The 20,599-nt window shown below is 36.2% G+C and carries 18 protein-coding genes; 12 read left to right on the forward strand and 6 right to left on the reverse strand.

The window, feature by feature from the left end; genetic code table 11:
- Positions 1–67 precede the first annotated feature (67 nt).
- The 10 genes from AC5YGG_RS07270 to nhaA all read left to right on the forward strand — a co-directional run bounded on the left by AC5YGG_RS07270 (position 68) and on the right by nhaA (position 13,486).
- Positions 68–1,648, forward strand: a complete 1,581-nt coding sequence (locus AC5YGG_RS07270; protein WP_496143852.1) for an MFS transporter — start codon at positions 68–70, stop codon at positions 1,646–1,648.
- Between the two features lie 43 nt (positions 1,649–1,691).
- Positions 1,692–1,919 carry a DUF6814 family protein gene (locus tag AC5YGG_RS07275; RefSeq protein WP_496143853.1) on the forward strand — a complete coding sequence of 76 codons (228 nt, stop codon included), beginning with the start codon at positions 1,692–1,694 and terminating at the stop codon, positions 1,917–1,919.
- Positions 1,920–1,992: 73 nt separating this feature from the next.
- Positions 1,993–2,187, forward strand: a complete 195-nt coding sequence (locus AC5YGG_RS07280; RefSeq protein WP_496143854.1) for a hypothetical protein — start codon at positions 1,993–1,995, stop codon at positions 2,185–2,187.
- Entirely contained in the window at positions 2,180–4,882 is a 2,703-nt protein-coding gene (locus AC5YGG_RS07285) for an ATP-binding protein (protein ID WP_496143880.1), read from the forward strand. The genes AC5YGG_RS07280 and AC5YGG_RS07285 overlap by 8 nt, the downstream gene beginning before the upstream one ends.
- Before the next feature lie 9 nt (positions 4,883–4,891).
- The gene (locus AC5YGG_RS07290; RefSeq protein WP_496143855.1) at positions 4,892–5,251 is read left to right on the forward strand and encodes a response regulator transcription factor; all 360 of its coding nucleotides are present in this window, start codon (positions 4,892–4,894) and stop codon (positions 5,249–5,251) included.
- A 36-nt stretch (positions 5,252–5,287) separates the two neighbouring features.
- Complete coding sequence (locus AC5YGG_RS07295; protein ID WP_496143856.1) at positions 5,288–7,174, forward strand: AMP-binding protein; 1,887 nt, start codon at positions 5,288–5,290, stop codon at positions 7,172–7,174.
- 126 nt (positions 7,175–7,300) lie between these two features.
- Positions 7,301–9,241, forward strand: coding sequence for an acetate--CoA ligase (gene acs, locus AC5YGG_RS07300; RefSeq protein WP_496143882.1), 1,941 nt, complete (start codon positions 7,301–7,303; stop codon positions 9,239–9,241).
- Positions 9,242–9,621: 380 nt separating this feature from the next.
- Positions 9,622–9,987, forward strand: a complete 366-nt coding sequence (locus tag AC5YGG_RS07305) for a hypothetical protein (RefSeq protein ID WP_496143858.1) — start codon at positions 9,622–9,624, stop codon at positions 9,985–9,987.
- 107 nt (positions 9,988–10,094) lie between these two features.
- Positions 10,095–12,305 (forward strand): RelA/SpoT family protein, encoded by a 2,211-nt coding sequence (locus AC5YGG_RS07310; protein ID WP_496143859.1) that lies wholly within the window; start codon positions 10,095–10,097, stop codon positions 12,303–12,305.
- Between the two features lie 2 nt (positions 12,306–12,307).
- Positions 12,308–13,486 carry a Na+/H+ antiporter NhaA gene (gene nhaA / locus AC5YGG_RS07315; RefSeq protein WP_496143860.1) on the forward strand — a complete coding sequence of 393 codons (1,179 nt, stop codon included), beginning with the start codon at positions 12,308–12,310 and terminating at the stop codon, positions 13,484–13,486.
- A gap of 97 nt (positions 13,487–13,583) precedes the next feature.
- Here nhaA and AC5YGG_RS07320 read toward each other — a convergent pair whose 3' ends face one another.
- Positions 13,584–14,597 (reverse strand): YihY/virulence factor BrkB family protein, encoded by a 1,014-nt coding sequence (locus AC5YGG_RS07320; RefSeq protein ID WP_496143862.1) that lies wholly within the window; start codon positions 14,595–14,597, stop codon positions 13,584–13,586.
- A 134-nt stretch (positions 14,598–14,731) separates the two neighbouring features.
- Here AC5YGG_RS07320 and AC5YGG_RS07325 point away from each other — a divergent pair, with 134 nt between their 5' ends.
- Complete coding sequence (locus AC5YGG_RS07325) at positions 14,732–15,205, forward strand: 23S rRNA (pseudouridine(1915)-N(3))-methyltransferase RlmH (RefSeq protein WP_496143864.1); 474 nt, start codon at positions 14,732–14,734, stop codon at positions 15,203–15,205.
- 58 nt (positions 15,206–15,263) lie between these two features.
- Here the strand turns inward: AC5YGG_RS07325 and AC5YGG_RS07330 are convergent, their stop codons facing one another.
- The 4 genes from AC5YGG_RS07330 to AC5YGG_RS07345 form a co-directional block, all read right to left on the reverse strand.
- Positions 15,264–15,719 (reverse strand): tRNA (cytidine(34)-2'-O)-methyltransferase, encoded by a 456-nt coding sequence (locus AC5YGG_RS07330; protein WP_496143865.1) that lies wholly within the window; start codon positions 15,717–15,719, stop codon positions 15,264–15,266.
- 122 nt (positions 15,720–15,841) lie between these two features.
- Positions 15,842–16,654: a tetratricopeptide repeat protein gene (locus tag AC5YGG_RS07335; protein WP_496143867.1), complete on the reverse strand. Its 813-nt coding sequence runs from the start codon at positions 16,652–16,654 to the stop codon at positions 15,842–15,844.
- Positions 16,651–17,217 (reverse strand): phosphatase PAP2 family protein, encoded by a 567-nt coding sequence (locus tag AC5YGG_RS07340; protein WP_496143869.1) that lies wholly within the window; start codon positions 17,215–17,217, stop codon positions 16,651–16,653. Before AC5YGG_RS07340 ends, AC5YGG_RS07335 begins: the two co-directional genes overlap by 4 nt.
- A gap of 1 nt (position 17,218) precedes the next feature.
- The gene (locus AC5YGG_RS07345) at positions 17,219–17,563 is read right to left on the reverse strand and encodes a Sec-independent protein translocase subunit TatA/TatB (protein WP_065393969.1); all 345 of its coding nucleotides are present in this window, start codon (positions 17,561–17,563) and stop codon (positions 17,219–17,221) included.
- A gap of 340 nt (positions 17,564–17,903) precedes the next feature.
- Here AC5YGG_RS07345 and AC5YGG_RS07350 point away from each other — a divergent pair, with 340 nt between their 5' ends.
- The gene (locus AC5YGG_RS07350) at positions 17,904–18,854 is read left to right on the forward strand and encodes a hypothetical protein (RefSeq protein WP_496143872.1); all 951 of its coding nucleotides are present in this window, start codon (positions 17,904–17,906) and stop codon (positions 18,852–18,854) included.
- A gap of 79 nt (positions 18,855–18,933) precedes the next feature.
- Here AC5YGG_RS07350 and AC5YGG_RS07355 read toward each other — a convergent pair whose 3' ends face one another.
- Positions 18,934–20,154, reverse strand: a complete 1,221-nt coding sequence (locus tag AC5YGG_RS07355; RefSeq protein ID WP_496143873.1) for a TCR/Tet family MFS transporter — start codon at positions 20,152–20,154, stop codon at positions 18,934–18,936.
- Between the last annotated feature and the right edge of the window lie 445 nt (positions 20,155–20,599).

The raw sequence follows: 20,599 nt of genomic DNA on the forward strand, positions 1-20,599 counted from the left end.
AACCTCTTAACAGTTCAAAAAAATTCAAATCAAAATCCTATTCCAATAACATCAAAAACGAATCAATATGAGCGAAAATCATCACGAAAGCTACGAGAATATGACTGATAAGCAGAAAAACCGCACCATATGGAGCGTGATCACTGCGTCTTCTCTCGGAACACTTATAGAATGGTATGACTTCTACATTTTCGGAAGTTTAGCGGTTGTTTTAGCAACTAAATTTTTCCCTGCGGATAATCCTACAGCTGCATTTTTATCTACGCTTGCTACTTTTGCGGCAGGATTTGTAGTAAGACCTTTCGGAGCTCTATTCTTTGGAAGACTGGGAGACCTTATCGGGAGAAAATACACTTTCCTTGTTACTTTACTGATCATGGGATTTTCTACGTTTCTGATAGGATGTATCCCAAGCTATGAAACGATTGGATTTATGGCTCCTGTGCTCGTTTTAATTCTTAGACTATTACAAGGTTTAGCACTTGGTGGGGAATACGGAGGTGCCGCAACCTATGTTGCTGAATACGCACAACCTCATCGAAGAGGCTACTGGACTTCATGGATTCAAACTACTGCTACAGCAGGGCTTTTCATTTCACTAATTGTTATTTTAATTACCAAAACCACACTTTCTCCTGAAGAGTTTGATGGCTGGGGATGGAGAATTCCGTTCTGGATCTCAATTTTAATGGTTGCTGTATCTTATATCATCAGAAAGAATATGAAAGAATCTCCGCTTTTCGCTAAAGCTAAGAGTGAGGGAAAAACTTCCAAAAATCCATTAAAGGAAAGTTTCGGAAATAAATATAACTTCAAATTTGTTCTTCTTGCTCTTTTCGGAGCGGCAATGGGACAAGGGGTAATCTGGTATACAGGACAGTTTTATGCGATGAGTTTCATGCAAAAAGTAATGAACATAGATTCTACCCAGGTAGATTATCTGATGGCTACAGCTTTGTTTTTAGGAACTCCTTTCTTTGTGTTTTTCGGTTGGCTTTCTGATAAAATCGGTAGAAAAGCTGTAATGATGACGGGAATGCTTATTGCAATTTTAGCATACAGACCTATTTATGACAGCATGTTCAAAAGTGTAAATCTTGAAAATAAAGTGATTGCATCCAACGGAATTACAGAAAAAAGAACAGCCAAAATTCACAATAATATTGCAACAGACAGCCTTGTTACTTTCCACAAAGAAACTCTTTTCACGGACGGAACTTTAATCAAGAAAGACAGTATTGTTCACTGGTCTCCAAGCGGTCCGGTAATAAAAGACGGAAAGGCTGAAGAAGCAAAGGTTTCTCAATCTGTAAAAGTAAGTGATGACACAAAATGGTACTTAGTCTTCCTGGTATTTGTACAGGTGATATTTGTAACAATGGTTTACGGTCCTATTGCTGCATTCCTTGTTGAAATGTTCCCGGTAAGAATCCGATACACTTCAATGTCTTTACCTTACCATATTGGAAACGGGGTATTCGGGGGACTTCTACCGGCTGTAGCAACTTATCTGGTTACCACAGGAAAAGATGCGGGACATGCTACCTGGTATCTGGAAGGGCTTTGGTATCCGATTGGGGTTGCAGCGGTATGTTTCATCATCGGATTAATTTATCTTAAAAATAAGAACAATAATCTTCACGATTAATCACTGATTCACTCAAATTTTTATTAATTTTAAAACTACTAAAATGAACGGACTAAAAAAAATATTAGGTATTCTCTGGATCGCAATAGCAGTGATCGTGGGATATTTCGGAATTACTGTAATGGGAATCCCCAAGATAGCTTCGGGAAAACAGGAAGATCTGGTTTTCGGTATTATTATCTTATTTGTACTGATGCCGATTATCTCTGGCGGAATGGCTGTTTTCGGATATTATGCTATAACGGGGGAATATTCTGACGACAAAATTTAATTAAAAAGCTACAGGATAATTGATGAACGGCAAAGATGCTTGTTCATCAATTATCTTTTACGAATCATCATTTATGAAAAAAAGACACGAACAAAAGCTGATTATTCTGAGCATCGGACTGATGATTGCCTTCAGCATTCCTATTTCGCTCCTTTTCAATAGTGACCGGGAAGTTTTAGGCTATCCTATGATTCTGATTTATCTGTTCGTTGTCTGGATGATTTCCATCGTGATTTCCTTTGTAATCGTAAAAAAACATGATGAGTAGTTTCGCTTTATTTTTCGTGGTTCTGTTTTATCTGGCTCTCCTTTTCTTAGTTGCTCACCTGGCAGAGAAGAAAAGAAGTAAGCTTTGGATCAACAATCCTTATATTTATGCACTGTCATTAGCTGTGTATTGTACGGCATGGACGTATTACGGAAGCATTGGCGTAGCGGCTACCAGTGGATTAAATTACCTTCCTATCTACATTGGTCCCATCATGATTATTCCTGCATGGATTTATATAAATACGAGAATTGTAAGGATTTCCAGAGTCAATAAAATCAGTAGTCTTGCGGATTTTATATCCTTACGATACGGAAACAGCAGAAAATTCAGTGCTATCATTACAATTGTCTGCCTTCTTGCTATAGTTCCTTACATTGGGTTACAGATCAAAGCAATTTCTGAAACCTTTCATTTGGTAACGGAAACTCCAATGTCACAGGATATTCTGACGGATAATGCGACTTTCGTTGTTATTCTTATTGCTCTTTTTTCATCTTATTACGGAACACGTTATGTAGATGCTTCGGAAAAGCGTTTGGGAATCATTTCAGCCATTGCGCTGGAAAGTTTTTTGAAACTGTTTTTCATTATTATTCTTGGGTTATTTGTGATCTATTATGTTTTTGACGGATTCACAGACATTTACCAGAAGGCGAGCCAGTTTGAAGATTTTAAAGAAAAAAACACTTTCAACGGTATTGAAGGAGCCATGAACTGGATGGTTTTATGTATGATCTCTGCCACTGCAATCTGTATTCTTCCGCGACAATTCCATACTGCGATTGTTGAAAACAGACAGGAGAAACACATTAAAACAGCGATCTGGTTTTTTCCGCTTTATTTATTGATTTTCACGATATTTATATTTCCGATTGCGTGGGGTGGAAGATTAATTTTTGACGGACAAAAAGTCAATCCTGAATTCTACTCTATTTTAATCCCTCAGCATTTTGATAATACATTAATCACGGTTTTGGTTTTTCTTGGTGGGCTGAGTTCGTGTATTTCCATGATTATTATTTCTGCCATCACTCTATCTATCATGCTTTCCAACAACCTGATCATTCCATACGGATTGCTTGGAAAGTTTAAATCCGAGAATGAGGAACAAAATACAAGAAGCATTACCAATATCAGAAAGTTCAGTATTTTCGCTTTGATCATCATGGCTTTTGTTTTCTATAAATACTTTATCATCAGAAAATCGCTGGACTCTGTAGGATTAATGTCTTTTGTGGTAATTGCCCAATTGGCACCAGCATTTTTCGGAGCCTTATTCTGGAGAAGAGGAAGTTATAAAGGTGCCGTGATCGGACTGGCAGCAGGACTTGCCATCTGTTATTTCGGATTGATTATTCCACAGTATTATTTCTCTTACAACCAAGAATTCAAAGGGGTATTAAGAGATATGTATGATTCTTTTGATTTCTTTACCATTCCTTATCTGGCAAGGATTCCACAGATTTTCTTCTGGTCACTTTTAGTGAATACGGGTTTGTTTACGATTATTTCTGTAAGTACTAAAGGAAATTACCGTGAAAGAAACTTTGCCGAGCTTTATGTAGACATTGACAAATATATTCAAAATCATGAGAATGCATTTATCTGGAGAGGAACCGCTTATATTTCTGATATTCAGAACATCCTGGAACGTTTTTTAGGTAAAAATAAAACTGAGCAGGCACTCAGGATTTTTAATTTAAAATATAATATTGATTCTAAAACCGAAACTGCTGATTCGAGGTTTATTAAATTCTCAGAAAATCTGTTAGCAGGAAGAATCGGAACGGCATCTGCCAAAATTCTAATCGAAGGGGTAACGAAAGAAGATAAAATATCTTTAAAAGAAGTTTTAAATATCCTGGAAGAATCAAAAGAAAACATCAGCTTAAACAAAAGACTTACGGAACAATCTGAAGAATTACAAAAACTATCAGATGACCTGAGAACAGCCAATGAAAACCTTATTGTGAAAGACCGTCAGAAAGACGATTTCCTAGATTCTGTTGCTCATGAATTGAGAACTCCCATTACGGCGATTCGTTCGGCAGGGGAAATATTAGCAGATGATGACGATATTCCATTGGATATCAAAAGAGAGTTTTTAAATAATATTATTACAGAATCTGATAGGCTGAGTGAAATTATTAACGACATTCTTTATCTTGATAAGCTGCAACACGGTGAGATTTCATTACATATTCAACAGAATAATATTATTGAAACCTACAAAAAGGCTTTAAATCCTCTACTCCATCTGATACAGCAGAAAAACATTCATTTAAGTGAGGTTAATCTTTTGAATCATTTTATATTTGAATATGATGAAGCAAGAATGATCCAGTTATTTCAGAATATTTGGGGAAATGCTCTAAAATTCACAGATGAGCAAGGAACAATACAGACTAAGCTGTTTGAAAAAGACCATCAGCTAATGATCACTATTTTCAATACGGGAAAACATATTCCCGAAGAGGATCTTGAAATGATTTTTGATAAGTTTTATCAGTCTAAAAATCAAAACATTTTAAAACCAACAGGAAGCGGACTTGGATTAGCCATTTCAAAAAAAATAGTACAGGCACACCAGGGAAGTATAAAAGCTGAAAACAGCGGACTTGGAGTCACCTTTACCATCAGCCTTCCTGAAAAGATAATACACGAGAGTAAAAATGAAGTTGAACACCTTTAAAAAGCCTTTATGAAAAAGATAATTATTGCAGATGATGAGCATAAAATACTAATGTCGCTGGAATACAGCTTCAGGAAAAACGGCTATGATGTTTTCATTGCCCGCGACGGAACAGAAGTTCTTGAATTCTTAAAGACCATGATTCCTGATGTTATACTTCTGGATATCATGATGCCTAATCTGGATGGATACAGCACTTTAGATATCATCAGACAAAATGATAAACTGAAAGATACTAAAGTAATTTTCCTGAGTGCCAAAAATAATCCCAGAGATATTGAAAAAGGAATAGAAATGGGCGCTGATGCTTATGTAACTAAACCTTACTCAATTAAAAAGCTGATGCAGCAGATTGAAGAGATGTTTTAAATGAAAACGTTACCCTCCAAATACACAATTATTGATATGAAAACCGATATTTTATTTAAACAGAGCATAGAAAACAAAGAAAATTTCTGGAAGGAACAGGCTGAAGCAATCCACTGGTTTGAATTCCCACAAAAGATCCTTTCAAAAGATGATAATGATTACCCTCAATGGTTTTCTGATGGCAAGTTGAACATGTGCTACTTATGCATTGACAAACATATTGAAGACGGATTTGGAGATCAGGTTGCCGTTGTGTATGATTCCCCGGTTACCGGACAAAAGAAAAGCTATACATTCCACCAGGCAAAAGAGGAAATTGCCAGATTTGCAGGAGGATTAGCTTCCCTAGGGTTGAAAAAAGGCGATACCGCTGTTATTTACATGCCAATGATTCCGCAGACGCTTTTTGCTATGCTAGCCTGTGCAAGAATTGGAGTTATCCATAATGTGGTGTTTGGAGGTTTTGCCCCTCATGAATTGGTAGTAAGAATTGATGACTGTAAGCCTAAGGTTTTAATCACTGCAACGGCAGGAATAGAAATCGCCAAAAGGATTCCCTACCTCCCATTAGTAGAAAAAGCGATTGAGCTGGCACAGGATAAAGTAGACAATATCATTGTTTACAACAGAAAACTGGTAGATAATCAACATGAAATGTTTGAAGGACTTCTCGATTACGAAGAACTGGTTCAAAATTCCGAACCTGCCGACTTCATACCCGTAGAATCCACTCACCCGCTCTATTTGCTTTATACTTCGGAAACTACCGGAAAACCAAAAGGCATCGTACGTGATACAGGTGGTTATGCAACCGCTTTAAAGTTCTCTATGAAATACATGTATGGTATTGAGCCTGGTGAAACCTATTGGGCGGCTTCTGATTTCGGATGGGCAGTGGGACATAGTTATTCTGTCTACGGACCTTTACTCAACAGAAATACAACTATAGTATTTGAAGGAAAACCCATTATGACACCAGATGCAGGAACTTTCTGGAGAATAATCTCGGAATATAAAGTGTCTGCCATGTTTACGGCTCCTACCGCCATAAGAGCAATAAAGAAAGAAGATCCTCATGGAGAATTGGTTAAAAAATATGATCTGTCACATTTCAAAAAACAGTTTTTAGCAGGTGAACGATGTGATGTTGCTACTTTGGATTGGTTTGCAGAACACATCGGAGTTCCTGCTATTGATCACTGGTGGCAGACAGAATCGGGATCGCCTATGCTGGGATTATTGACCTTTGATGAAAATTATATCATTAAAAGAGCCTCTGCCGGAAAACCAATTCCGGGATATGACATTAAAATCTTTGACGAAAACGGGCTGGAACTTGATCCGCATCATGAAGGTTATTTAGTGATCAAACTTCCTCTTCCCCCAGGTGCCTTGCTTGGAATCTGGAAAGACTATGACCGTTTTGAAAAGAGTTACCTATCCCAATACAAAGGATATTACTTCTCCGGCGACGGTGCGATACAGGATGAAGACGGCTATATTTTCATTACGGGACGAGTGGATGATGTCATTAATGTTGCAGGACACAGACTCTCTACTTCTGAGATGGAAGAAATCGTTTCATCACATCCTGATGTTGCAGAATGCGCTGTTGTAGGTATTGACGATGAGCTGAAAGGACAAGTACCTTTTGCAGCCATTGTTTTAAAAAACGGAACCACTATTTCGGAAGCAGATGTTGAAAAGGAAATTATTCAGATGGTTCGTGAAAAGATAGGCGCGGTAGCTTTTCTTAAAAACGCAATGGTTGTCAAACGCTTACCTAAAACAAGATCGGGAAAGATACTCCGTAAACTTATCAGAACATTACTGGACGGTAAAGATTTTCAGGTTCCGTCCACTATTGATGATGAAAAAATCATTGAAGAAATTCAAGAGAAAATCAGGGAATATAGGGGTTAACCAAAAAATTAAACATATATTTAAGTATCATTTCTGAGCTTAAAGATTACCAATCTAAAATTTTGAGACCTACTGTTAAAAGAATGTCTGAAAATTAAAATCAAGCAAAAGATTAACAAATTAACAATACAATTCAAATTTCAAAAAACGAAAAAGGATATGAGAAATTACTTAATAGAAGATTTACCGCATTATTTTGAAGAATATAAAAAGTCTATTAAAAACCCGAAGAAATTCTGGGATAAAGTAGCAGATCAAAACTTTGTGTGGTACCAGAGATGGAGTAAGGTCGTTAAGTATGACATGAATGAAGCAAAGATCACCTGGTTCAAAAACGCCAAGCTTAATATCACCAAAAACTGTATCGATAGACACCTTACCGTAAGAGGAGAAAAAACAGCCATTATTTGGGAACCGAACGATCCGAAAGAAGAAGCACAACATATTTCCTACAACGAATTATATACCCGTGTCAACAAAACAGCCAATGTTCTACGCGATATGGGAATCGAAAAAGGAGACAGAGTGTGTATTTACCTTCCTATGATTCCTGAATTGGCAGTTACTATGCTTGCCTGTGCTAAATTAGGAGCTGTACATTCTGTTATTTTCGCAGGATTCTCAGCTTCTGCCGTTTCTTCAAGAGTGAATGACTGTGAAGCTAAAATGGTTATTACCTCAGATGGAAGCTACAGAGGAAGTAAAGTTTTAGACTTAAAAAGTATCGTAGATGAAGCCCTGGAAAAAACACCTACTGTTGAAAAAGTGCTTGTTGTAAAGAGAACTCACAACGAAATTAAAATGAAAGAAGGAAGAGACTACTGGCTAGCCGACCTTTACGAAAAAGCTTCACCGGATTTCGTTACGGTAATCATGGATTCTGAAGATCCTCTTTTCATCCTTTATACTTCAGGTTCTACCGGAAAGCCTAAAGGGATGCTTCACACCTGCGCAGGCTACATGGTTTACACTGCGTATACTTTTAAAAACGTATTCAATTATAAAGAAAATGACATTTACTGGTGTACTGCAGACATCGGATGGATCACAGGACACTCCTACATTCTTTACGGTCCATTGTTGAATGGTGCTACCACAGTAATCTTCGAAGGTGTACCTACTTATCCGGAGCCGGATCGTTTCTGGGAAGTAATCGAAAAACATAAAATTACTCAGTTCTATACTGCACCAACTGCGATACGTTCTTTAGCAAAGGAAAGCGCAGAATGGGTAGACAAGCACGATCTGAGCTCACTAAAGGTCATTGGATCTGTAGGAGAACCCATCAATGATGAGGCATGGCACTGGTTCAATGATCATGTAGGAAAGAAAAAATGCCCGATTGTAGATACATGGTGGCAAACCGAAACCGGAGGAATTATGATCTCCCCTCTCCCTTTTGTTACTCCAACAAAACCAACCTACGCTACATTACCTTTACCAGGAATACAACCTGTTTTAATGGATGATAAACGCAATGAAATTACAGGAAATCAGGTAACAGGAAACCTATGCATCCGTTTTCCATGGCCAGGAATTGCAAGAACAATCTGGGGCGACCATCAGAGATACAAAGAAACTTACTTTACAGCTTTCCCGGGTAAATATTTTACCGGCGACGGAGCTTTAAGAGATGAGGTAGGCTATTATAGAATTACCGGACGTGTGGATGATGTAATTATCGTTTCCGGACACAATTTAGGAACTGCACCTATTGAAGATAGTATCAACCAACACCCTGCCGTAGCAGAATCTGCAATCGTAGGATATCCGCATGACATTAAAGGAAATGCATTGTATGGTTACGTAATGCTTAAAGAAACCGGAGAAGGGCGTGATAAGGAAAATCTTAAAAAAGAGATCAATCAATTGATTTCCGACCAGATAGGTCCTATTGCGAAACTCGACAAAATACAGTTTGTTTCAGGGCTTCCGAAAACACGTTCAGGTAAAATTATGCGTAGAATCCTGAGAAAAATTGCTGAAGGTGATTTCAGTAACTTTGGAGACATCAGTACATTATTGAACCCGGAAATTGTAGAAGAAATTAAAAACGAAAGAATTTAATTAAAAATTAAATAGTAAATAAAGACCGTTTCACAATAGAAACGGTCTTTTTATTTTTTTGGGAAATTAAATTCTATGACATTATAATCAAAAATAATCCTAAAGAAATACGCAATTAAGCTCTAAAATTATGAAGCCAAATTAGAGTTAACAGACAGTAATTGCTTTCATTCTACGTTCATTAGAGACAATTTACAAAGCCATCAAAAACACATTAAAATTATTTAATTTTCAAAATCAAACACACGTTCAATAGATATTATTAAACACTTTAACATTACTTTATAGATAAAACATCAATAAGTGAATTTTATTAGATTAATACTAAAAAATAGAAAAATTATTACTAACTTTAATCAGAACTTTAAAACCCATTAATTATGTCAAATATATTAGCTGGGCTATTTGAGCACCATAGCGATTACAAAAAGCTGGAAAATGATCTGGAAAACTCAGGATTCCCAAGTTCAGATTATATTATATACCTTAGCAGTGACCCACACAACGCTCAGTACCTGGCTAGCGTTGCAGTAAAAGATAATAGCCAGGCAGAAAGTGCCCGGAGCATTTTTTTGCAGAATACGGTAATAAAAACCTATCTATTTGAAAATATGAGTATCGATCAGGCAAATTATGACACTCTTAAAAAGTACATTGATGCCAGAAACAGGGCTGAAATCCACAACAGCCCGGATATTAAGATTAAAACTTCAAGTGATGGTATGAATTCAGAGGTAAAATTCTAATCGATATAAAATCTGATAACCGAAATCCGTAGCGGGCGCTACGGATTTTTATGTTTGAAAAAAGCAAAAAATTTCGTATTTTCGTCTAAATATAGGCATCTGCACAAATGAGTTACGATTTAGAACAAGAAAACAAGGAGATCCTTGCCAGATATAAGGATCTGATTTCTAATACATACAGGACTTTGGATGAGGAAAACAATAAGCTCATCCGAAAAGCATTTGACATTGCGTTGGATGCTCATAAAGATCAAAGGAGAAAGTCTGGAGAACCTTACATCTACCACCCTATCGCTGTAGCCAAAATTGTAGCGACAGAAATTGGCTTGGGTGCTACTTCCATTGCCTGTGCACTTTTGCACGATGTTATTGAAGACTCCGATTATACGTACGAAGATCTTAAAAAAATCTTCGGGGATAAGATTGCCAATATTGTGAATGGATTGACGAAAATCTCCATCATGAATCATCAGAATATTTCTGTTCAGTCTGAAAATTACAGAAAACTGTTATTGACATTATCTGAAGATTTCAGAGTGATTCTGATCAAAATTGCAGACCGTCTTCACAATATGAGAACGCTGGAAAGCATGGCTCCGGACAAGCAGAAAAAAATTGCTTCAGAAACGGTGTATATCTATGCTCCAATGGCGCACCGTCTTGGGTTGTATAATATCAAATCTGAGCTTGAAGACCTTTCTCTAAAGTATAATAATCCCGAAGTTTATAATGAGATCACGGAGAAATTGGAACTCGCCAAGGAAAGCCGTGAAAGATATATCGAAGAATTCAAAACAGAAGTTTCTGAGAGACTTCGTGAAGAAGGATTAAACTTTAAAATCAAAGGTCGTGCTAAGGCTATTTCTTCCATTTACAGGAAAATGCTTAAACAGGGAGTTTCATTTGAAGAAGTCTTTGACAACTATGCGATCAGAATTATTTATAAATCTGATGCTAAAAATGAAAAATTTCTGGCGTGGAAGATCTACTCCATAGTTACAGATGTTTATCACAGTAACCCATCCAGAATGCGTGACTGGATCACCCAACCTCGTTCTACAGGATATGAGAGTTTACATTTAACGGTTTTAGGTCCTGATAAAAAGTGGATTGAGGTACAGATTCGTTCAGAACGAATGGATGAGATTGCTGAAAAAGGAGTTGCAGCACATTATAAATATAAAGAAGGCTACAAACAAAGTTCCGATGACCGTAATTTTGAAAAATGGGTTACGGAAATCCGTGAAGTATTAGAACAGCAGCAGAATCTTTCTACATCTGAACTTTTGGATAATATTAAGCTTAATCTTTATTCAAAAGAAGTATTTGTATTTACGCCGAAGGGAGAAATTAAAATTTTACCAACCAATGCAACCGCTTTAGATTTCGCCTTCTCCGTTCACTCCGATTTGGGAATGAAGTGTTTAGGAGCTAAAATCAATGGAAAACTGGTTCCTATTTCTTATGTTCTTCAGAATGGAGATCAGATAGACATTCTTTCTTCTCAGAATCAAAAACCTAAGTCCGACTGGCTTGAATTTGTTGTTACTTCAAAAGCAAAGTCTAAGATTAAAAGTTACCTGAATTCACAGAAAAACCAGCTGGTAGAAGAAGGAAAAGAAACTTTACAAAGAAAGCTTCGTCATGCGAAAATCAATTTCAATGATGAAGAGATCAATAAATTACAGAAGTTCTTCAATTTAAAATCATCACAGGAACTATTCCTGAAATTCCAAAGTAATGAACTGGATGCAAGCAGTTTAAGAAAATACATTGAAAGTAAGAACGTATTCAACAATTTACTTTCAAGATTCAGAAAATCTCCTTCCAAAAATGTTCAATTCGAGGAACCGAAGGAACAAAACCTAGACATGATTGTCTTTGGGAAAGATGAGGAAAAGCTGAATTATACATATGCAAAATGCTGTACTGTAATTCCCGGAGATAAAATCTTCGGATTCATTACTATTTCTGACGGAATTAAAGTTCACAGCGACAACTGCCCTAATGCCATCAACCTTAGAGCACAGTATGACTATCGTGTCATTCCTGCAAAATGGGTCAACGCAGAAAGCTTCAAAAACAGAGTAAAAATTGAAATTGAGGGGCTTGACAGAATGGGTATGATCAATGATATTACCACCGTCATCAGCGGAAGTATGGGAATGGATATGAAAAGCATGTCCATAGAATCCAATAATGGCGTTTTCACCGGAAACATCAATCTTGAAGTTAAAAATAAAGGTCAGTTAGAAGAAACCTTTAAAAAACTTAAAAGTATTAATGGAGTCTCCAGGGTGAGACGAGTACAATCATAAATATGAATTTATCACAATATTTTAAAAATTTTTTCAATAACAGTCAGGCATCAGGAATCATACTTATTTTCTGTGTGCTTATTTCATTACTTATTGCAAACTCATCAGCCGCAGAAAGCTTTCAGCACTTTTTAGATAAAGAAGTTGGAACCCATCTGTTTGGACTTGAATATCCTGTCAGCATCTGGATCAATGATGGTCTTATGGCAGTATTCTTTCTTCTGGTGGGTCTTGAGATTAAAAGAGAGCTTGTAGAAGGTGAGCTTTCATCTTTTAAAAATGCTTCCTTACCTATTTTTGCAGCAGTGGGCGGAATGCTTGTTCCTGCAGTAATTTACAGTATTTTCAACACAGGAACAGAATACAGCAATGGCTGGGGGATTCCTATGGCGACAGATATCGCCTTCTCACTGGCGATCATTTCCATGCTGGGAAAGAAAATCCCTAACTCCATTAAAATATTCCTTGCTGCCTTAGCTATTGTAGATGATTTAGGAGCTATTCTTGTAATTGCGATTTTTTATACAGATCAGATCCATTGGACCTATCTTTTATTATCTTTTGCAGTAACAGCACTTCTGTTTATTTTAAACTTTTTAAAAGTAACCAAAACAATATTTTACATTATCCCGGGGCTATTCCTATGGTATTTTCTGCATCATTCAGGTATTCATGCGACAATAGCAGGTGTTTTACTTGCTTTTTCCATTCCGACAAATACCTCTAATGTAGAAGTTTCACCATTGGAAAAACTGGAACATCAGCTTCATATTCCTGTAAGCTTTTTAATCATGCCTATTTTTGCTTTAACGAATACCAACATTACTTTTTCAGGTGAAATGGCGGCGGGAATTACAAGCACATTAGGATTGGGAATCATCTGCGGGCTAGTTCTCGGAAAACTTATCGGAATTAATTTATTCTCTTTAATTGCTATTAAATTAAAGCTTAGTTCTTTACCCCAAAACAGTAACTGGACTCAAATGATTGGTGTAGGTTTACTTGCCGGGATTGGATTTACCATGTCTATTTTCATCGCATTACTTTCCTTTAAAGGAGAAATTCTTATTCAGGATGAAGCTAAATTTGCTATTCTGATCGCCTCTTTTATTGCAGCTATTTTAGGATATAGCATCTTAAGTGTAAGCTCAAAAGGAAATGCTGAACCAGAAGAGGACTAAGGTCCATTTAATTTTAAACTTAAAGAATAACATAAGAATCGGGGAATCAATTGTATTGATTCCCCGATTTATTTTTAACAATAATCTATTATTAAGACTAATCTTTTTTATTGTTTTCAAGTTTTCTTTGGTGCTCTTCACCACTGTTAAAATCAGGTTCCGTGATTTGAGCATGATACCCTGTTGTTTCCTTTTGAATCTCATCTGAAAGTAATTTCTCTATTCTGAGCTTTCGGATCGCCATATTCAATTCGTTTCCAAATAACAGAAGATACACATTGACATTCACCCAAACCATCAACAGGATCATACTTCCAATAGACCCGTAAAGAACGTTATATCGGGCAATATCTTTTACATAAATTGCAAAAATATAGGTAGTAACCACAAATAATATCGTGGTAAGTATAGCGCCCGGAATAGCTTGTCTGAATCTGATAATCTTCACGGTTCCCAGCCAATAAAATAAGGTCAAAAGAATGAAATAAAACAACGGAAAGGATACAAATCCAATAATACTGGAAAGGTTGTCTACCAGCCATGAAACATCATAAGCAGGGGTAAATAGCTTCATTACCACCTCAGAATAATAGATGCCGAAAAGCGCCAGAAATACAATCGTAATAAATCCTATAGTAATAAAGAATGAAAGAATAAATTCCTTTACATCACTCAGCTTTTCTTCTGTATTTTCATTGAACCCATTAATTAAAGAAAAAGTACCGTTTGTCGCAAATATAAGCGCCAAAACAATGGTAAGATTACTGATCCCCTTCATATTCGGGATGATATTGGTCTCAATATACCCTCTTACATCCCCTTCCATATTGGATGGGAATACATTATGCATCAATACATCAAAGATATAAAACTGCAACTTGTCATAGTGAGGCATATATGGCAATACGGAAAGAAGGAAAAGAAGAAAAGGGAATAAACTTATGGTAAAGCTCCATGAAATAGCCGCTGCCTTTCTACCGATTTTCCCTTTGAAAATACCCGAAATATAGATTTGAAACATCTGCCAAAGCGATATCCCCAATACAGGAATATGAATGTCATCAAAAAAATCTTGAATCTTCAAAATAAAATTAGGAACCTTTACACCCATCTATTTGCTTGTCTTTTTACAAAGGTAGGGGAATTAAATTAAATAGACCACAGATTACCAATGATAGGTAGCAGGGATTGAATGGGAATATTAAACTTTAAAACCCTTATCTTTGCCACCTGAAATTTTTCACAATGCGAATCAGTTTACTTTGTATCGGCAAAACAGATGATAAGGAAATTACATCTTTGATCAATTATTACCTTAACCGTCTTCCCAAACACTGGAATTTTGAAATTACGGAAATTCCTGATGTAAAAAATGCTAAAAATCTGTCTCCGGACCTTCTCAAAAAAGAGGAGGCTAAGTTATTTATGAATCACATTGATAAAAACGACCTTGTGGTCATTCTTGATGAAAAAGGGAAACAGTTTACCAGCCGTGAATTCTCTCAGAAAATAGATACCTGGATGAATTCTTCTGTAAAAAAAATACACATTCTTATCGGTGGAGCTTACGGCTTTTCAGAGGATATGTACAGCAGAGCTAATGAAAAGATGTCGCTCTCTAAAATGACATTCACTCATCAGATGATCAGATTATTTATCGTTGAACAACTTTACAGAGCGGATCAGATTCTACAGGGGAAACCATACCATAATGATTAACAGGAAATACCATTATCCGGCTTAATTGACTAAAATTCACAGGATAATGGTATTAAAATTAGTTCTTTAAACCTATTTGTCTTTTTGCTTCTCCCACTACAAAAGCGACAGAGTTTGCAATATTAAAACTTCTGATAAGGTTAGACATCGGAATGGTTAAATGATTTTCAAACTGATCCAGCACTTCTTTGCTCAATCCTACACTTTCCTTTCCAAATACCAGCCAGTCACCTTCCTGAAAATTATTTTCAAGATAAGACTTTTCTGCATGAGAACTCATCAGGAAAACACGTGACGGATCAGGAATACTTTTCACCCACTCCTCTACATTGGCATATTCAGTGACATCAAGATGCACCCAATAATCTAATCCGGACCGCTTTAGATTTTTATCATTAATCACAAATCCAAACGGATGAATTAAATGTAACTTACTCTCAGTTCCTACACATAATCTTCCAATATTTCCCGTATTGTTAGGAATTTCAGGTTCTACAAGAACAATATTCAACATGTCTATTTACTTTACTGAATTAAAAAAACAGCAGAATGTAACGATCTGTCTTATTCAGCTGCTTTTATTGATGGTTAAAAAATGACTTTTAAGGAAGTAAATTTCCTTCTGTCATTTATTTATTACTTCTTGGTACATTTAGCATAAAAGTTAGCAAGCACGGCTTTTTCATAGCCTAATCCGACTGCTTTATCTAAATATTCACAAGCTTCTTTAGGTTTGGCGGTATCAAATAAAATCAATGCTTTGGTTACATAAGATTGGGAAAACTTTGCATCAATCGATATGGCTTTATTGACATCTGTAAGTGCTTCTTTATATTTTTTCATTTTCAGATAAACATCAGCACGACCATTGTACAGCAATGACTCTGGCTTCTCAGCAATAAGTCGATTATAATCTTTCAAAGCACCTTCAAGATCCCCGTTATTTTTTTTCAGATTTGCCAATCCGGTTTGTGCAAATAAATGATCCGGCGCAAAGGTCAGAATCTGATTGAGGTCTTTAATTGCAAGGTCTTTTTTTCCTTGACTGTCATAGATTTTGGAACGGGTAAGATAGAAATCAGGATTTTTATCATCAACCTGAAGTCCTTTTTCAATATACTCCAGCGCTTTTACTTTATTCCCTTTTTGACTGTGTAATGAGGCAATATTTGCATATACAGGAGCTGATAAAGGGTTTGCTTTTAAAGCTGATTCATAGGATTTAAAGGCAAGTTCTGTTTTTCCTAATCTTCTTTGCGCTGTTCCCAGATTGTTATAATATTCAGATTGAAATTTCTGAATCTGTTCTTTTTCCGCCAATTTGGAATATTGTTCTTCTGCACATTTATAATCGGCTTTTTTAAAGCATTCTTCTGCTTTTATTTTATCCTGAGCGTAAATGTTTAGCGAAAATCCAAGGGAAACTAAAAGTAATAAAGATTTTTTCATGAAGGTATATTTTGTTTGTTGATTACTTTTTTGGCGAGTGCACCAAATATCACTCCCAATAAAGATCCAACAAACGCCCCCACCAAAATATCAATCGGGAAATGCACTCCTAAATATATTCGGCTGTAGGAAACCACTATAGCCCACACAAATATAGCATATGGAAACCATTTAACCTTATTTTTCAGTACGATACTTAAAAAGGCTGCTAAAAAGAATGTATTGGAAGCATGAGCGGAATAAAATCCGAATTGCCCGCCACATTTCACAATTCTCATATGATGCTCCAAGGTAGGATCATGACAAGGTCGTAATCTTGCCACCCCATATTTGAAAACACTAGCCAGCTGATCTGAAACCGTTGCTCCAAGTGCAATAAATATAAGAATAAAAACTAAAGATCTTAGTTTATAATTTTTGTATAAAAAATAAAGGAATATAATATAAAGAGGAACCCAGATCCAGGTACTGGAAATTAGCATCCATAGCTGATCAAAAGTTGGATCCCCTAAATTGTTCAGGTACAGAAATACCTGTTTATCTTCCTGAATGATCTCCTCCATATTATCTGCTTACAGGTCCCTCGTAGGTTTCGTCATCTACAGGTTTTGGTTTAGGAGGTTCGTTAGAAGCCACAGAGTTATTAGGTTCTGTAAGAATATCTTTTTCGATGTCCTTCATTGGATTAAAGTCTTTGGCTGCATCCTTTACCTTTTCAATCTCGCGCTTAATCTCGGAAACAGGATTATCTGTTTCTTTCATGATTTCAGTTTTAATGTCCTCTACTGCCCCACGCATTTTTCTCACACCTGCGCCTAAGTCACGTGCTATCTGAGGTAATTTATCCGGACCGAATAATACAACGATTGCCACTGCAATCAATGCCATTTCTCCAATGCTTAATTCCATGCTGTAAAATTACGAAAGATTATACATTTATTTACTGTAAACTAAAAATTTAAACAAATTTTAAGATTTTATGGTTGTAAGAACACAATATATTGCATCAACCCAATGAATATAAGCTAGTTGACGATTTACATTGAACCCCATCAAAGGATGTTATAACCGAAGTTTTTTCATTACAATTATCAATATAAAACTTAGTATATCCCTATGTTTTTATCTATTCTTAAATACAAACATATAGCACTTAAAAAACTAATTAACAAATAATTAATTCAAAACATTGAGAATTACACAACAATTAAGTATATTTACTACACACAACCTAATTAAAATATTTATTATGAAAAAACTTATTACCGGCTTTAAAGTTCTAGCCGTACTATCGGTACTTACATTCCACAGCTGTAGTAATGAAAGCGATGAATTTTCTCAACAGGAAACTATTCAGTCTAAAATTACAACTTCAGATCTGAAAAAAGAAACAACTCCTATCTCTCAGGCGGTTCCGGGAATTGTGCAGACCCAACTGGATGAATCTCAAAAAAGTCTTGAAAAGTATTTAAAAAGCGATTTACAGATTTCAGGGGTAAATGTAATAGGAAAAATCTCTACTCAAAAAGGGGTTGAGATCTCCAAAAGCCTTATTACAGATAAAGATCAGTTTATTGCATCCGGAAATGTAACGGAGGCTTCATCCGTAAAAATGGGAAGAATTGGTGATGTATACACAGGCGATGACCTTACCCTTGCACAAAATGGTCTAAAGGAAATGGCAACGGAAGAAATCAAAACCGGACTCAATGTAATGGAAATTATCTGGACTAGTAAAACCGGAAAATTTACCACTCTTTGTTTTTATAATGACTCGGGGATTGTTTGGGATAACGTTCTTGGAGGATTAGTTATTATGGATATAAGAGGAGCTACTGAAGATTCCTCATCAGGACAGGCAGCTGCAAGAGTAGCTTCTAAATGGTACAAACAATGGTGGACTGCAAGCTGGCTTTGGGGTTCTAAAAGAGGTGAAATGGGATACCAGATCACAGTTTATTATACAGGGTCTACTGTTTCCAATACTGATGTAAATGACTGGGCTTATATCAGCCTTGGAAAAGCAAAAAGCGAAAGTAAGATAACAAAAAGAACGGGTGCTTACGGGCAATGCCGATATGCTTTAGGGCTTTGTACTCCTACAGGTTCTCTAAGCTTTAATTCCAGCAATTTTTCTGTATCATTTTCAGGATTAGGAAGTAATATCGTTAATAATGGTGTAAAATCATTGTATCCTTAATTTTTTAAATATTGATTTTTCAAAGAAGTAAAGGGAAGCTAGTAGCTTCCCTTTATATATTGTATGAGTAATTATTTGTTTAAATTTTTCCTTTCTTTTTAAATGCAGAATATGTGATCACCACACTTAATGACATTAATATAAATGCAAGAAAGAACGGTGCTCCTGAGAACTTAAACGGCGCTTCATCATGCGTGAAAAAGTAAAACAGATTCGTCATCATCGGAGGTCCGATAATGGAAGTTGCACTCATTAAACTCGTTAATGCTCCCTGAAGCTCTCCCTGCTCATTCGAAGGAACGCTTTTAGTGATTACAGATTGTAAAGCCGGACCGCAGATTCCTCCTAAGCAGTAAGGAACCAAAAAGGCAAACATCATCCATCCTTCAGAAGCAAAAGCAAACAGCAGCATTCCTATTGCATAAAGAGCTAACCCGTAATAGATACTTTTCTGCTCACCCAATTTCGGAGTTGTCCATCTGATAAGAAGCCCCTGCACCAATCCTACCAATAATCCTACGACCCCTAAAGAGATTCCAACCATTCTTTCTGACCAGTTGAATTTATACATTGTAAAGAAGCTCCAGTTGCTTTGTACTGCGTGCCCTGCAATATAAATCAGGATCAGAGAAACAATAAGCCCTGAAATTTCCGGATGCTTTCCTAAAAATTTAAATGAACCTACAGGATTTGCACGTTTCCAGTCAAACTCTCTCCTTTTGTCTTTATCCAAACTTTCAGGAAGAATGAAGTACCCGTAAAGGAAATTCAACAAACATAACCCTGCTGCTGCATAGAAAGGCACTCTTGCTCCATAATGCCCAAGAACTCCACCAAGAACAGGTCCAATAATGAATCCAAGACCAAATGCAGCCCCAATCAGCCCAAAATTCTTAGCACGGTCTTCATCGGTAGAAATATCAGCGATATACGCACTCGCAGTGGTGACACTCGCCCCGGTAATTCCTGCTATAACTCTTCCCAGGAACAGCCACCAGATCGTGGGAGCCAATGCTAAAAAAATATAATCTACAGCAAATCCGAAAAGAGAAATAAGAATAATGGGTCTACGTCCGTATTTATCACTAAGGTTTCCAACAAGCGGAGAAAAGATAAACTGAGTAAATGCATAAGCAAATCCCAGCCAGCCGCCATATTTTGCAGCTTCACTGATATCTGCATGAATCAACTCTTCAATTAATTTAGGAACAACGGGGATAATGATTCCCCACCCTGTAATATCAATAAGTAAGGTAATAAATATAAAGCCTATAGCTGCTTTTTTCTTTGAATTTTCCATGATGGTACAAAATTAATCAAATCTTAAAAATAATGGTTCTAAATTTTATTACATTAAACATATATAATATTGAGCAACAGATTCATAATAAAAGATGTTCTTTTTATATATTTAAAACAATTCATCCAATTAATTGTGGACAAAAAGTTATAATACAATAGGTTTTATTGCTTTACGGATATATTACTGTAAACATAATTCAAAATATGGGGAAAATACCTATATAACTTTTAAACAATTTTAAGTATACTTGTAATCATAAAAAACACAAATTCAATGATAATTTATTACACCAAATCAGGGCAATCCCTTGCTGATCTCTGTAATGAAATACAGCTTGAAAACCCTGAGTATTTAAAAGAGTATCATAATCAAAATTGCTCTTTGTCTGAACGTTTTGAGGGAGATATTGTTCAGGGAATGAAATTGTATATTCCATCATCAA

Source organism: Chryseobacterium sp. CS2K3 (genome assembly GCF_059515185.1).